The following is a 14,131-nucleotide window of genomic DNA, read 5'->3' on the forward strand; positions in this document are numbered from 1 at the left end:
GCTTGGGAAAGCGACAATGAGGATTTATGAAACCCACAACACAAAAACGTACGCCAAATCGACCGCACTTTTCAGCCAATAAAGAAAAAAATACGGGCGTGAAACCCCGTCAATCCGTCAATAAGCCTGCCAATAAATCCGTTGCGGTGGAGGGCGAAAAATTACAAAAAGTTTTAGCCCGTGCCGGACAAGGCTCCCGCCGTGAAATTGAGGCGATCATTGCAGAGAATCGAGTAAGTGTGGATGGCAAAATCGCTACACTAGGTGATCGCATTAACGTACACTCCGGCGTGAAAGTGCGGATTGACGGCAATCTTATTAACCTTACTCAAGCGCAAAAAGAAGTGTGTCGGGTATTGATGTATTACAAACCGGAAGGGGAGCTTTGTACCCGCCATGATCCTGAAGGTCGTGCTACGGTATTTGATCGTTTACCTCGCTTAACCGGCGCCCGTTGGATTGCCGTTGGGCGCTTGGATATTAATACCTCGGGTTTATTGTTATTTACGACCGATGGAGAACTGGCAAACCGCTTGATGCATCCAAACCGTGAAGTAGAACGTGAATATTCCGTGCGCGTCTTCGGACATGTAGATGATGCGATGTTAAATCGCTTAAAAAAAGGCGTACAGTTAGAAGATGGGCCGGCAAATTTTAAAGATATTAAATTTGGCGGTGGTGTCGGCATGAATCAGTGGTTTGATGTCACCTTAATGGAAGGCCGCAACCGTGAAGTACGTCGTTTATGGGAATCACAAGGTATCCAAGTTAGCCGCCTGATTCGTATTCGTTATGGCAATATTAAACTAATGAAAACTTTGCCTCGTGGCGGTTGGCAGGAAATGCCGTTAGATGAGGTGAATTACTTGCGCGACCTAGTGGGCTTGGCACCGGAAACAGAAACAAAATTAGACGTGAATAAACAGCGTCGTCAATCAAAAGCAGGTCAAATTCGTAAAGCAGTAAAACGCTATTCAGAATTAAGTAGACGTTATAAAAAATAGCCGTATTTATTACAAGAGGAACTTATGAAATTTCAGCAACTTCGCTATGTGGTTGAGACTGTGAATCAAAATTTTAATGTGACGGAAGCGGCAAATGCACTCTTTACTTCACAACCGGGTATTAGTAAACAGGTTCGTTTATTGGAAAATGAATTAGGCTTGGAAATTTTTGAACGTAATGGTAAACACATGAAAGGCTTGACGCCTGCCGGTAAAAAAATTGTCGCTATTTCCCGTGAGTTAATGGCGAAAATGCAAGGCATTCGTTCCGTTGCCGATGAATATACCAAACCGGATCATGGCGTGTTACGCATTGCTACGACAAATACGCAAGCCCGTTATATGTTGCCTTCGGTAGTAGAGCGTTTCTCCAAGCGTTATCCGGATGTAAGCCTGCATATTCACCAAGGCTCGCCTACACAAATTTATGATGCGTTATTATCCGGTGAAGTGGATTTGGCGATCACGACCGAAGCGCAGTATTTATTTGACGGCGTGGTATTGTTGCCTTGTTATTTATGGAATCGTTCCGTTATTGTGAAACCCGATCATCCATTAGCTAAATGTGAAAATTTAACCATTGAAGAATTGGGTAAATATCCATTGGTGACTTATACTTTCGGTTTCACTGGCGTGTCCGACTTGGACTATGCCTTTAACAGTGCGGGTATTTTACCAAACATTGTCTTTACCGCTACTGATGCGGACGTGATTAAAACCTACGTTCGTTTAGGTTTAGGTGTGGGGATTATGGCTTCCATGGCTCACACGCCGGCAGATACAGATTTAGTGGCACTGAAAGCAGATCACTTATTCCGTGCAAGTATGACGCAAATCGCGTTTAAACACAGCGCATTTTTGCGTAATTATATGTATGATTTTATCAATTATTTTTCACCGCACTTAACACGTGAAAATGTGGAAAGAGCAGAGCGCATGCATGACAATAATGCAGTAAAAAAATTATTTGATAACATCAAATTAGACGTCTTATAACCCTCATTTAACTCACATTGATATAGGAAGAAAAATGTCAAATTTACAACAAATCATTGAAAATGCGTTTGAAAAACGTGCAGAAATTACACCAAAAACAGTGGATGCGCAAACCCGTGCAGCTATTGAAGAGGTCATTGAAGGCTTAGATAGCGGCAAATACCGCGTAGCCGAAAAAATTGACGGCGAATGGGTGACTCACCAATGGTTAAAAAAAGCGGTCTTGTTATCTTTCCGTATCAATGAGAATCAAATCATTGATGGCTCAGAAACGAAATACTACGACAAAGTCGCCTTAAAATTTGCCGATTACACTGAAGAACGTTTCCAACAAGAAGGTTTCCGTGTGGTGCCATCTGCTACCGTACGTAAAGGGGCATACATTGCTAAAAATGCGGTATTAATGCCGTCTTACGTAAACATCGGCGCATATGTGGGCGAAGGTACTATGGTGGATACTTGGGCGACCGTAGGTTCCTGTGCTCAAATCGGTAAAAACGTACATTTATCCGGTGGTGTGGGTATCGGTGGCGTGTTAGAGCCATTACAAGCCAACCCAACCATTATCGGAGACAACTGCTTTATCGGCGCCCGCTCTGAAGTGGTGGAAGGTGTTATCGTTGAAGATGGTTGTGTGATCTCCATGGGCGTATTTATTGGTCAATCCACCAAAATTTACGATCGTGAAACCGGCGAAGTGTTCTATGGTCGCGTACCGGCGGGTTCCGTTGTGGTTTCCGGTAGTCTTCCGTCAAAATGCGGTAAATACAGCCTTTATTGTGCTGTTATCGTGAAAAAAGTGGATGCCAAAACTTTAGGAAAGGTAGGTATCAACGAATTATTGCGTTCCATTGAAGAGTAATTAAAACGATAAAAAAATGAGCTAGCCATGACTGCACTCAAAATTTGAATACTCAATTAATTAGAGTGCAGATTTTTGTGGGTGAATATTATTCAATTGAACTTAAATATTACACTGGCAACCTTATCTTCCAAGGAAATAAAAATCTTTATGAAATCGCACAGTGATTTCATATTGCCTTACATTTTCGTTTTCATATGTATTGTATAGAAAGTTCTTATTTTTTCTGATTTAAAATCTTTTTAATCTTTGTATATAAGCCCATCAGATAATAGCTAGAGATTATCTAGCTATTATCTAAAAGAATAGGTTATACCTGTCAACTGCCTCTATATGTAGAATAACCATAAGGAGACAATGTAATAGGTACGTGATAGTGTGTATTATCCTTTAGTTCAAAGGGCACTTCTATAAATGGATAAAAACTCTTGGTACCTAATTTGTCAAAATACTCTTTTACTTCAAATTTTAGTTTATAGATACCTTTATTTTCTTTCCCATCCTGAATCGGTAGAAAATCTTTGATTCGCCCATTTTCGTCAGTAGTTCCTTTTGTTATTAGAGCCCAATCCTCACCTTTATCATTGAACTTATACAATTCAATTTTGACATTTGGTGCAGGCATACCTTTGTTAATATCTAAAATATGTGTACTTAACTGATACGTTGTAGCAAAGCATGTTGATGTTGCAAGCATCATAGTTAATCCTACAATTTTATTTTTCAAACTCATTTAATTCTCCTTTAGTTGTTGCATAATTGTGAATGAGAGTTACGTTAGTCCTTAATTTGTAATTTAAATTCCCATAAAAAGTGTGATATATGTCACAAATTTAAAAAAATAATACTGGCAAGGCTGTTATTTCATAGCACTTTTGAAAGTGCTGCAACATAACAATAACCTGAAATAGCTTTGAATCGTATAAAATTCAACATTTACCAGTCCTAGGAGATATGTTATGTACAGTTTAAATTATATTAATTAGGAAAAAGAAAAACATTTAGCACTTGTGTCGAGTCTTTTCTCCTAAATCATCAGCTTTCTAGAGAATTTTCCGGTATGGAATTCCTATATTGATAGGATAAAACCACATATTTTACGTAAGGGATTTTATTCTTCTTTAAATCAGAAGATCATTTTTTTGCCAACATGGTCACAAATTTCATTTTATAGCGATTGCCATTTTCATCAGTTTTGTGTAATTCGCCCATATTTTCGTTGTATTCCAAGAATTCCCAGTCTTTGTAGTATTCTTTTAATTCGTTTTCAGCGAAGGTGAAAGAGAACGGCAATGGGCAAGGTACTTCCGGAGTGGACATCGCGGCTACGATTAAATTATAACCACCCGAATTGGTGTGGCTTTGCATATTTTTAAGAATTGCCGGTACGCGGGTACGATCGAGGAACATGAAGACCACGGTAGAAATAATAAAATCGTAGTTTTCTTGAATATTGGCATCATTGATATTGTAAAGTGCGGTCTGAATTTTCAGATTTTCTTTCTCTTTGGTTTCGTTTAAAAACATGAGGCTGTTTTCATTATGATCCCAAGAGGTAACATCATAACCTAACAAACTCAAATAGAGTGAGTTACGGCCTTGTCCGCAGCCTAAATCCAATACTTTACAAGGCTTAATGATTTTAGCCGCATTAACTACATCACCATGGGTAGCGGTCATGTTGTATTTTTTGCTGAAATAATCTTCTTTCGTACAATAAAATTCAAGGAAACATTCTAAATCATCGGAAAGGGCTTCCACTTGATGCCAAAGTTGAGGTTCAACAAAAGGAGTGTCTTCATTTGGAGTGAAAACATGTTCGCTAACAATATCGCCATCTTCTGTTAACACATAAAATTTTAATTGACCTTTTAAAACGGTAATTTTTCCCCAAGTTCCAACTTTAGTGTTGTGCTTTTCTTGAAACATTTTTGGTAAGCTGTCTTTGGTCCAAATCGGCATTTTTTTGTAACAAATCAGTTCGTTTTGCATTTTTTTCTCCAACGTAAAATAGTTGAGCGCAATGGTAGGTTAAATTCTTTAAATATGCAATATTTTATTCCGATTCAGAGTATTATCAAAAGCCAAAATTGGGCGATCATATTAAGTGCGGTTGATTTTTTGTACGTTTTCAAAATAGAGGTGAATTTGCCATGTGTAAAATATAGCTCGAATGGGATATTTTCAGGCCTAGAGCGAAAAATCACTACCATTTTTTCAAAAAATCTAATAAGATTTACATTATTTGTTAAAAATTTGTGATGCGCGTTTTTTATACAGTAAGGCGGCGAAAATTTTTACAAATTGAATCGTTTTTAGTTATTAATTCGTTGTTTAATTGCTACCAAAAGTAGGATTAAACGTACTTCTAACTTAATAAAATAAGGAAAAAACTATGTCAGAATTGTTAAAAAATGACGTAGATCCGATCGAAACTAACGATTGGTTGGCATCAATTGATTCGTTAATTCGTGAGGAAGGTATTGAGCGTGCTCAGTTTATTATTGATCAAGTTATGCAACAAGCTCGTGCCGGCGGTGTTTCTTTACCAAGTGGAATCACAACCGATTATGTGAATACTATTCCGGTTTCCGAGCAACCGGCTTATCCGGGAAATTTGGAAATTGAACGTCGTATCCGTTCTTACATTCGTTGGAATGCGGTAATGATGGTATTACGTGCCCAGAAAAAAGATCTTGATTTAGGTGGTCACTTATCCACTTTCCAATCTGCAGCAACGATGTATGAAGTTGGCTTCAACCATTTCTTCAAGGCGGCAACTGAGAAAAACGGTGGTGATTTAGTTTATTTCCAAGGCCATGCGGCGCCGGGGATTTATGCGCGTGCGTTTGTAGAAGGACGTTTAACCGAAGATCAATTAAACAATTTCCGTCAAGAAGCCCACGGTCACGGCCTGTCTTCTTATCCTCATCCGAAATTAATGCCTGATTTCTGGCAATTCTCTACCGTTTCTATGGGTTTAGGTCCTGTAAATGCCATTTATCAAGCCCGTTTCTTGAAATACTTAGAAAATCGTGGCTTAAAAGACACCTCAGACCAAAAAGTATATGCGTTCTTGGGCGATGGTGAAATGGATGAAATCGAGTCTAAAGGTGCATTAACTTTTGCAGCCCGCGAACATTTAGATAACTTAATTTTTGTTATTTCTTGTAACTTACAACGCTTAGACGGCCCGGTAAACGGTAACGGCAAAATCGTTCAAGAATTAGAAGGCTTGTTCGTTGGTGCCGGTTGGGAAGTGATTAAAGTGATGTGGGGTAGTCGTTGGGATAAATTATTCGCTAAAGATACCACAGGTAAATTGACTCAATTAATGATGGAAGTAGTTGATGGTGACTACTTAACATTCAAATCTAAAGACGGCGCTTACGTACGTGAACATTTCTTCGGTCGTTATCCTGAAACGGCAGCATTAGTTGCCGACATGACCGATGATGAGATTTGGTCATTACAACGTGGTGGTCATGATCCATTAAAAGTTTTCGCTGCATTCAAGAAAGCGCAAACAGCAGGTAAACCGGTTGTAATTTTAGTTCACTCCGTGAAAGGCTATAAAATTGCTGAAGCGGAAAGTAAAAATACCGCACACCAATCTAAAAAAATGTCTGTGGACAGCATCAGAGCTTACCGCGACTACTTCCACATTCCGGTGAAAGACGAAGATTTGGAAAAATTACCTTATGTTACGTTCCCGGAAGGTTCCGAAGAGTACAAATACTTGCACGAACACCGTAAAGCATTACAAGGTTATGTGCCGGCACGTCAACCAAAATTCAGCGTGGATTTCAAAGCGCCTGAGCTTTCCGAGTTCTCTGCATTGTTAGAGGCGCAACCGCGTCCGATTTCTACCACAATGGCGTTCGTTCGTTTCTTAAACACCCTATTAAAAGACAAAGAAGTGGGCAAACACATTGTTCCAATCGTAGCGGACGAAGCACGTACTTTCGGTATGGAAGGTTTATTCCGTCAAATCGGTATTTACAACCCGCATGGTCAAAACTATGTGCCATCCGACCGTGATTTAGTAGCTTACTATCGTGAAGCGAAAGACGGTCAGGTATTGCAAGAAGGTATCAACGAATTAGGCGCGACATCTTCCTGGTTGGCTGCGGCAACCTCTTATTCCATCAGTAATGTGCCGATGATTCCGTTCTTTATTTATTACTCTATGTTCGGCTTCCAACGTGTGGGCGACTTATTGTGGGCAGCGGGCGACCAATTGGCGCGCGGCTTCATGATCGGCGGTACATCAGGTCGTACGACATTAAACGGTGAAGGTTTACAACACGAAGATGGTCACAGCCATATTCAATCCTTAACTATCCCGAACTGCGTGTCTTATGATCCAGCATTCGCTTATGAAGTGGCGGTAATAATGCAGGATGGTATCCACCGTATGTACGGCGAAAAACAAGAAGATGTGTTCTATTACATCACCACCTTAAACGAAATTTATGACCAACCGGCAATGCCTGCCGGTGCGGAAGACGGTATCCGTAAAGGTCTGTATAAATTTGAAAGCGTTGAAGGCAAAGGTAAAGGCACCGTGCAATTATTAGGTTCCGGTGCGATTTTACGTCATGTTCGCGAAGCGGCTCAAATCTTAGCGAAAGATTACGGTATCAGCTCCGATGTTTATAGCGCTCCGTCTTTCACTGAAGCGGCTCGCGAAGGTGCCGACGCGGTACGTTGGAATATGTTACACCCAACCGAAACGCCACGTGTGCCATACGTTGCGCAAGTGATGAACGACAAACCGGCAGTGGCGGCAACGGACTACATGAAACTGTTCGCCGACCAAATTCGCGCCTATGTGCCGTCTAAACACTATCATGTGTTAGGTACCGACGGTTTCGGACGTTCCGACAGTCGTGCAAACTTACGCGATCACTTCGAAGTTGATGCACACCACGTTGTTGTTGCTGCATTACATGTGTTGGCGCAAGAAGGCACTGTTGATAAGAAAGCTGTTGCCGAAGCAATCGCGAAATACGGTATCAATCCTGAAAGATTAAATCCGTTATACGCATAAGAAATAACGAAAAAAACGACCGCACTTACGTGCTAAAACCTCAAAGTGCGGTTAGTTTTACAAGTATTTTTAAAGGTAAAAAAACAAATGGCTAAACAAATTCAAATTCCGGATATTGGTAGTGATGAAGTTACCGTAACCGAAGTCATGGTGAAAGTTGGAGAAACTATTACTGCGGATCAATCCATTATTAACGTAGAAGGTGACAAGGCTTCCATGGAAGTTCCGGCACCTGAAGCGGGCGTGGTAAAAGAAATTTTAGTGAAAGTAGGCGATAAAGTAACTACCGGTACACCGATGCTCGTGTTAGATAGCGCTGATGCTGCACCGGCTCAAGCGCCTGCAGCTGCTCCTGCGCCAACCGCAGCACCTGCTAGCGCCCAAGTTATTGATGTCAACGTACCGGATATCGGTGGTGACGAAGTCAATGTTACTGATGTTATGGTAAAAGTTGGCGACCGCGTTGAAGTTGATCAATCCATCATTAACGTAGAAGGCGACAAAGCCTCTATGGAAGTACCTGCTCCTGTTGCAGGTATCGTAAAAGAAATTATCATCAAAGCCGGCGATAAAGTTTCCACAGGTACATTAATCATGCGCTTTGAAGTTGCCGGTAGCGCACCGGCTGCCGTACCTACTGCATCAGCACCGGTAGCTGCACCGGCCGCTCCGGTCGCAGGTGGCGTGAAAGATGTGAATATCCCGGACATCGGCGGCGATGAGGTGAATGTTACCGAAATCATGGTGAAAGTTGGTGATACCATTACTGAAGAGCAATCCTTAATTACCGTAGAAGGCGACAAAGCTTCTATGGAAGTGCCTGCTCCGTTTGCCGGTGTGGTGAAAGAAATTTTAGTAAAATCCGGTGATAAGGTTTCAACCGGTACATTAATTATGCGCTTTGAAGTTGCCGGTAGTGCACCGGTTGCCGCACCGGCACCACAAGCCGCTGCACCTGCACCGACAGCTGCGCCGGCCGTAGCACCTTCTGCACCGGCAGCAACCACTTCCGATGCCGATGTTACCGGTGCGAAAAGCTACGCTCATGCAACACCGGTTATTCGTCGTCTTGCCCGCGAGTTTGGCGTAAATCTTGATAAAGTGAAAGGTACCGGTCGTAAAGGTCGTATCTTAAAAGAAGACGTTCAAGCTTATGTGAAAGCTGCCGTGAAAGCGTTAGAAAGCGGTGCGGCTTCTGCTACAGGCGCTGCGAATGGCGCAGGCTTAGGCTTATTACCATGGCCAAAAGTGGACTTCAGCAAGTTTGGTGAAATTGAGGAAGTTGAATTAAGTCGTATTAACAAAATCTCCGGTGCGAACTTACATCGTAACTGGGTCATGATTCCTCATGTTACCCACTTCGACAAAGCGGACATCACAGATTTAGAAACCTTCCGTAAAGAACAAAATGCTTTAGCTGAAAAACAAAAACTTGGTGTGAAAATCACGCCGGTTGTATTCATTATGAAAGCCGTCGCTAAAGCGTTAGAAGCGTTCCCACGTTTCAACAGTTCAATTACCGAAGATGCACAACGCTTAATCTTGAAAAAATATATCAATATCGGCGTTGCGGTGGATACACCAAACGGTTTGGTTGTTCCTGTATTTAAAGATGTAAACAAAAAAGGTATTATCGAGCTTTCCCGTGAATTGGCAGACGTTTCTAAGAAAGCCCGCGACGGTAAATTAACGGCATCCGATATGCAAGGCGGTTGTTTCACCATCTCCAGTATCGGTGGTTTGGGCACAACTCACTTTGCACCAATCGTGAATGTCCCTGAAGTGGCGATTTTAGGTGTATCCAAATCTTCAATGGAACCTGTATGGAACGGTAAAGATTTCGCACCACGCTTAATTCTTCCGATTTCCTTGTCATTCGACCACCGAGTCATTGACGGTGCGGATGGCGCGCGTTTCATTAGCTACATCGGTTCCGTATTGGCTGATTTACGTCGTTTAGTTATGTAATCTGCAACGCCTCTCAACTGAGGGGCGTTTTTCTAATTTATCCTAATCGCAAAGTGCGGTTAGTTTTTTAAACGTTTTTACGAGGTAAAAATGAGTAAAGAAGTTAAAACCCAAGTCGTTGTACTTGGTGCAGGCCCCGCAGGTTATTCGGCAGCATTCCGCTGTGCCGACTTAGGTTTAGAAACCGTGATTGTTGAACGTTATTCCACCTTGGGCGGTGTGTGCTTAAACGTTGGTTGTATTCCATCTAAAGCGTTATTACACGTTGCGAAAATCATTGAAGAAGCCAAACACGTTGAACATCATGGCGTAGTATTTTCTGAGCCCAAAATTGATTTAGATAAAATCCGTGCCGGTAAAGAAGGCGTGGTTTCCCGTTTAACCGGCGGTTTAGCCGGTATGGCCAAGATGCGTAAAGTGCAAGTGGTGCAAGGCGAAGCCAAATTTGCCGATTCCCACACTTTAGCGGTGACCGACAAAGACGGTAACGTCACCAGCGTGAAATTCGACAACGCCATTATTGCGGCGGGTTCACGTCCGATTGAACTTCCGTTCATTCCTCATCACGATCCGCGTGTTTGGGATTCCACCGATGCCCTTGCTTTGCGTGAAGTGCCGAAAGATTTGTTAATCATGGGTGGCGGTATCATCGGTTTGGAAATGGGTACTGTATATGAAGCCTTGGGTTCAAAAGTTGACGTGGTAGAAATGTTCGATCAAGTAATTCCGGCGGCGGACAAAGACATCGTCAAAATCTTCACCAAACGTATCGAGCAAAAATTCAACTTAATGCTTGAAACCAAAGTGACTGCAGTAGAAGCCAAACAAGACGGTATTTACGTTTCTATGGAAGGCAAAGCGGGCAACATCACTAACCGTTATGATGCGGTATTGGTGGCGATCGGTCGTACCCCGAACGGCAAATTAATCGACGCGGAAAAAGCCGGCGTAAACGTTGATGAACGCGGCTTTATCCGTACTGACAAACAAATGCGTACCAACGTTTCCCATATTTTCGCTATCGGCGATATCGTGGGTCAACCGATGTTAGCACACAAAGGGGTGCACGAAGGTCACGTTGCCGCCGAAGTGATTGCGGGCAAAAAACACTATTTCGACCCGAAAGTGATTCCGTCAATCGCTTACACCGAACCGGAAGTAGCGTGGGTAGGTAAAACCGAGAAAGAATGTAAAGCCGAAGGCGTAAACTACGAAATCGCAAACTTCCCATGGGCAGCTTCCGGTCGTGCAATCGCTTCCGACTGCGCCGACGGTATGACCAAACTGATTTTCGATAAAGACACGCATCGCGTACTTGGCGGCGCCATCGTCGGCACCAATGCCGGTGAATTGTTAGGCGAAATTGGTCTTGCCATCGAAATGGGTTGTGACGCGGAAGATATCGCATTGACCATCCACGCCCACCCAACCTTACACGAATCCGTCGGTCTTGCTGCCGAAGTGTTTGAGGGGTCGGTCACCGACTTACCTAATCCAAAAGCGAAGAAAAAATAATTTGCTTCATTCAAAATAAAAGCCTTTCCGTTTGGGAAGGCTTTTTTGCAGGTATAATTAATCGGCGGCAAAAACGATTTGGTAGAGAGATTATTTTATGCGTCTTAAACAATTTATTTTTATTAACATTGCTATTGTGCTTTTTGCCTTTTCTCCTTTTATTGTGATGCTCATTTGGGCATATTTTGAAGCGTTACAACGTGGCGTCCCTTTGAGTGCATTAAACGAAGCAAACAGTTCTGCGACCGCCGTTGGGTGGCTTGGTTTAGCAACCTTACCGTTGGGCTGTCTTTGTTTGTTAGTTTTTGGGGTTTTTGTGTTGTTTGATTGGTTGAGCCAAAGAAAAAGAAATGATAATGAAAAACGCACGGAAAAATGACCGCACTTTAAATAGAAAATTCAATATGATTTTATCGCCTTTAATTTTTAATATCACTATCGTCCTATAGATCCATGATAGTGCACTTATTTATGAACTCTTTAAAATTAATTAATTTCCTCCAACCCATTCAATGCATTAATCAACCTCACCTCCTCAAATAAGTGTAAATCCGTAGCCAAAATCGACCGCACTTTTATGCGTCCTTGTGCTAAGAGTTTTGTTCGTTGGGTGCCTTCGAGTAGCGGTGTGTCGGGGGTGAACCATTGAGTACCTTGGCGAAAAATGAGGTTGCCGATGGTGCAGTCGGTGACGTAACCGTTTTTGATAATGAGGATTTCGTCGCAGTCGCCTTTTTGCGCTAACAGTTCGTTTAATAAGGTGCGGTCGGCGTATTTTAACCCGTAGTCAATGTGGTCGCAGACAATCGGTTTAAATGTTCGGTAGGTTTTACGGGTGTAAGGAAAATACCGGCATTGGATTTGCTCGGCGTTGTAATCGATACGGCAGCGAATAAGCGGTTCACTGCATAATTCCGCTGGCACATGAATATGCTTGGCAAGTTGAAAAACGTTTGGAAAAACGACCACACTTTTGTCGCCATAAAATGCTTGTAAGCTGCGTTCATAGCGTTGTTGATGTCGTTCGATGTTGAGAACGTTGCCATGTTCTATGGCAAGGGTTTCAAATAAAGGGAATTCCATGATTAACCTCGTTGTAACGGCACATACACTTTCTGAATAAGCTCGCGATATTCTTCTTGCACATCACTTTGAACGGTAATACCGCCGCCACTGCGGAAGACTAAGCCATTATCCGTCTGTTCAATCAATCGAATGGCCACGGCACTTTGCAGGGATTCGCCATCGAAAATACCAAAAACGCCTGTGTAATACCCGCGAGGTTGACTTTCCGCTTGTTGAATGATTTGCACGGTTTTTTCTTTCGGTGCACCACTGATGGAGCCGGCGGGCAATAGGCTAGCCAGAATAGCACCTATCTGCGCCTGCCAATTTTCCGTCAATTCACCGCAAATTTCGGAGCTGGTTTGTAAAATCGCCCCCAGTTCCGTTCGAATTTGTTCCACATAACGAAAGCGCGTCACTTGAATATTTTCTGCTACCGTCGCCAAATCATTGCGCATTAAATCTACAATAGTGTAGTGTTCCCGTTGTTCTTTTGAGTTATTCAGTAGCGTGGTTTGCGCATTGGGTAGCGTAGCATCGATAGTGCCTTTCATGGGATAAGTAAAAATACGGTTATCACGAATATTCACAAAACATTCCGGCGAGAAACACACAAATTGATTTTTAAACAACAATTTATACTTGGCTTGACTTGCTTGGAACAATTGGCGCAGAGAATAATTGGTTTCAATGGGCGTTGGATAGGTGAGATTAAGCAAATAGGAATTACCGAAACGTAGTTCCCGTTGCACTAACTCAAAGCCTTGTTGATACGCGGTAAAATCCATAGGGTGCTTGCGTAAATAAAAGGCTTCCGTCGGTAATCTTTCTCGCCAATCGAGATTACGATAAGCGGGAAATTGCACATAAATGTCTCGTGCCGCTGTTTCATTTAACGGGCAAAGTATTGGTTTTTGTTGCTCAAAATCGATTAAAAAGAAAAAAGGGCGTTTGGATTTGCCGAATTGGTTCGCTTGTTGAATAAAATCTTGCCACATAACCTTATCTCGTGAAAAAAACGACAAAAATTTTAGCGTAAATCGGCTTAGAATTATATACTTTAGCCCCTTATCGAGCCCAAAACCAAGAGAGCTTTAATGTCATTGCTTATTATCAATAACCACGATTCTTTTACCTTCAATTTAGTGGATTTAATCCGCCGCTTGGCGGTGCCGTTTCAAGTGGTGAACGTGGAGGAGTTGGATTTAAATGCGGTGGAACATTTCTCTCATGTGTTGATTTCCCCCGGCCCAGATGTACCACGGGCGTATCCGCAATTATTTGATTTATTAACTCGTTATCACCGGTATAAATCCATTTTGGGTGTGTGTTTGGGGCACCAAATGCTGTGCGAGTATTTTGGCGCAGCATTATACAATTTGCCCTCGCCGCGTCATGGGCAAGCCAAGCAACTGTGGCGCGTGCAGGATTCTCTTTTATTTAATGGCTTGCCGCAGACTTTTCAAATCGGGCTGTACCACTCTTGGGCGGTAGGCGAGGACAATTTTCCTTGCCAATTACAGATCACTGCGCGTTGTGATGACAACGTGATTATGGCAATGCAACACAAAACGTTGCCTATTTATGGTGTGCAATTTCACCCGGAATCTTATATTTCCGAATTCGGCGAGCAGATTTTGCGCAACTGGCTACAACTATCGTGAGATT

At 42.4% G+C, this 14,131-nt stretch carries 12 protein-coding genes; 8 read left to right on the plus strand and 4 right to left on the minus strand.

Annotation, left to right across the window (positions count from 1 at the left end; translation table 11 throughout):
• Positions 1 to 26: 26 nt before the first annotated feature.
• Genes rluB through dapD form a run of 3 tightly spaced genes read left to right on the plus strand, consistent with a single transcriptional unit; the run spans position 27 to position 2,862 of the window.
• Positions 27 to 1,004 carry a 23S rRNA pseudouridine(2605) synthase RluB gene (gene rluB, locus EL144_RS07250; protein ID WP_005703024.1) on the plus strand — a complete coding sequence of 326 codons (978 nt, stop codon included), beginning with the start codon at positions 27 to 29 and terminating at the stop codon, positions 1,002 to 1,004.
• Positions 1,005 to 1,028: 24 nt separating this feature from the next.
• Entirely contained in the window at positions 1,029 to 2,000 is a 972-nt protein-coding gene (gene cysB / locus EL144_RS07255) for an HTH-type transcriptional regulator CysB (RefSeq protein WP_126379414.1), read from the plus strand.
• A gap of 34 nt (positions 2,001 to 2,034) precedes the next feature.
• Complete coding sequence (gene dapD / locus EL144_RS07260; RefSeq protein ID WP_005703026.1) at positions 2,035 to 2,862, plus strand: 2,3,4,5-tetrahydropyridine-2,6-dicarboxylate N-succinyltransferase; 828 nt, start codon at positions 2,035 to 2,037, stop codon at positions 2,860 to 2,862.
• Between the two features lie 319 nt (positions 2,863 to 3,181).
• Here dapD and uraH read toward each other — a convergent pair whose 3' ends face one another.
• Together uraH and tehB are read right to left on the minus strand one after the other, a co-directional pair.
• On the minus strand, positions 3,182 to 3,595 hold the full coding sequence (gene uraH, locus EL144_RS07265; RefSeq protein ID WP_005703027.1) for a hydroxyisourate hydrolase: 414 nt from the start codon (positions 3,593 to 3,595) through the stop codon (positions 3,182 to 3,184).
• A 401-nt stretch (positions 3,596 to 3,996) separates the two neighbouring features.
• Positions 3,997 to 4,854 carry an SAM-dependent methyltransferase TehB gene (gene tehB, locus EL144_RS07270; RefSeq protein WP_032994784.1) on the minus strand — a complete coding sequence of 286 codons (858 nt, stop codon included), beginning with the start codon at positions 4,852 to 4,854 and terminating at the stop codon, positions 3,997 to 3,999.
• Between the two features lie 403 nt (positions 4,855 to 5,257).
• Between tehB and aceE the strand changes: the two genes are divergently transcribed.
• From aceE to EL144_RS07290, 4 genes are all read left to right on the plus strand, one after another.
• Positions 5,258 to 7,915, plus strand: a complete 2,658-nt coding sequence (gene aceE, locus EL144_RS07275; protein ID WP_050332655.1) for a pyruvate dehydrogenase (acetyl-transferring), homodimeric type — start codon at positions 5,258 to 5,260, stop codon at positions 7,913 to 7,915.
• Between the two features lie 87 nt (positions 7,916 to 8,002).
• On the plus strand, positions 8,003 to 9,883 hold the full coding sequence (gene aceF / locus EL144_RS07280; protein ID WP_005703032.1) for a pyruvate dehydrogenase complex dihydrolipoyllysine-residue acetyltransferase: 1,881 nt from the start codon (positions 8,003 to 8,005) through the stop codon (positions 9,881 to 9,883).
• A 90-nt stretch (positions 9,884 to 9,973) separates the two neighbouring features.
• Entirely contained in the window at positions 9,974 to 11,398 is a 1,425-nt protein-coding gene (gene lpdA / locus EL144_RS07285; RefSeq protein WP_005703033.1) for a dihydrolipoyl dehydrogenase, read from the plus strand.
• 97 nt (positions 11,399 to 11,495) lie between these two features.
• The gene (locus EL144_RS07290) at positions 11,496 to 11,777 is read left to right on the plus strand and encodes a hypothetical protein (RefSeq protein ID WP_005703034.1); all 282 of its coding nucleotides are present in this window, start codon (positions 11,496 to 11,498) and stop codon (positions 11,775 to 11,777) included.
• A 107-nt stretch (positions 11,778 to 11,884) separates the two neighbouring features.
• Here the strand turns inward: EL144_RS07290 and EL144_RS07295 are convergent, their stop codons facing one another.
• Positions 11,885 to 12,481, minus strand: coding sequence for an aminotransferase class IV family protein (locus tag EL144_RS07295; RefSeq protein ID WP_005703035.1), 597 nt, complete (start codon positions 12,479 to 12,481; stop codon positions 11,885 to 11,887).
• Between the two features lie 2 nt (positions 12,482 to 12,483).
• On the minus strand, positions 12,484 to 13,461 hold the full coding sequence (locus EL144_RS07300) for an aminodeoxychorismate synthase component I (RefSeq protein ID WP_005703036.1): 978 nt from the start codon (positions 13,459 to 13,461) through the stop codon (positions 12,484 to 12,486).
• A gap of 99 nt (positions 13,462 to 13,560) precedes the next feature.
• Between EL144_RS07300 and EL144_RS07305 the strand changes: the two genes are divergently transcribed.
• Entirely contained in the window at positions 13,561 to 14,127 is a 567-nt protein-coding gene (locus tag EL144_RS07305) for an anthranilate synthase component II (protein ID WP_005703037.1), read from the plus strand.
• Positions 14,128 to 14,131: the final 4 nt, after the last annotated feature.

Origin of the sequence: Aggregatibacter aphrophilus ATCC 33389 (assembly GCF_900636915.1) — a bacterium.
Classification (GTDB): Bacteria; Pseudomonadota; Gammaproteobacteria; order Enterobacterales; family Pasteurellaceae; genus Aggregatibacter; species Aggregatibacter aphrophilus.

Coding starts and splice junctions, on each gene's coding strand:
- aceE (WP_050332655.1), top strand. CDS start 5,258: ATGTCAGAATTGTTAAAAAATGACGTAGATCCGATCGAAACTAACGAT.
- EL144_RS07300 (WP_005703036.1), bottom strand. CDS start 13,461: ATGTGGCAAGATTTTATTCAACAAGCGAACCAATTCGGCAAATCCAAA.
- cysB (WP_126379414.1), top strand. CDS start 1,029: ATGAAATTTCAGCAACTTCGCTATGTGGTTGAGACTGTGAATCAAAAT.
- uraH (WP_005703027.1), bottom strand. CDS start 3,595: ATGAGTTTGAAAAATAAAATTGTAGGATTAACTATGATGCTTGCAACA.
- EL144_RS07305 (WP_005703037.1), top strand. CDS start 13,561: ATGTCATTGCTTATTATCAATAACCACGATTCTTTTACCTTCAATTTA.
- rluB (WP_005703024.1), top strand. CDS start 27: ATGAAACCCACAACACAAAAACGTACGCCAAATCGACCGCACTTTTCA.
- aceF (WP_005703032.1), top strand. CDS start 8,003: ATGGCTAAACAAATTCAAATTCCGGATATTGGTAGTGATGAAGTTACC.
- tehB (WP_032994784.1), bottom strand. CDS start 4,854: ATGCAAAACGAACTGATTTGTTACAAAAAAATGCCGATTTGGACCAAA.
- lpdA (WP_005703033.1), top strand. CDS start 9,974: ATGAGTAAAGAAGTTAAAACCCAAGTCGTTGTACTTGGTGCAGGCCCC.
- EL144_RS07290 (WP_005703034.1), top strand. CDS start 11,496: ATGCGTCTTAAACAATTTATTTTTATTAACATTGCTATTGTGCTTTTT.
- EL144_RS07295 (WP_005703035.1), bottom strand. CDS start 12,481: ATGGAATTCCCTTTATTTGAAACCCTTGCCATAGAACATGGCAACGTT.
- dapD (WP_005703026.1), top strand. CDS start 2,035: ATGTCAAATTTACAACAAATCATTGAAAATGCGTTTGAAAAACGTGCA.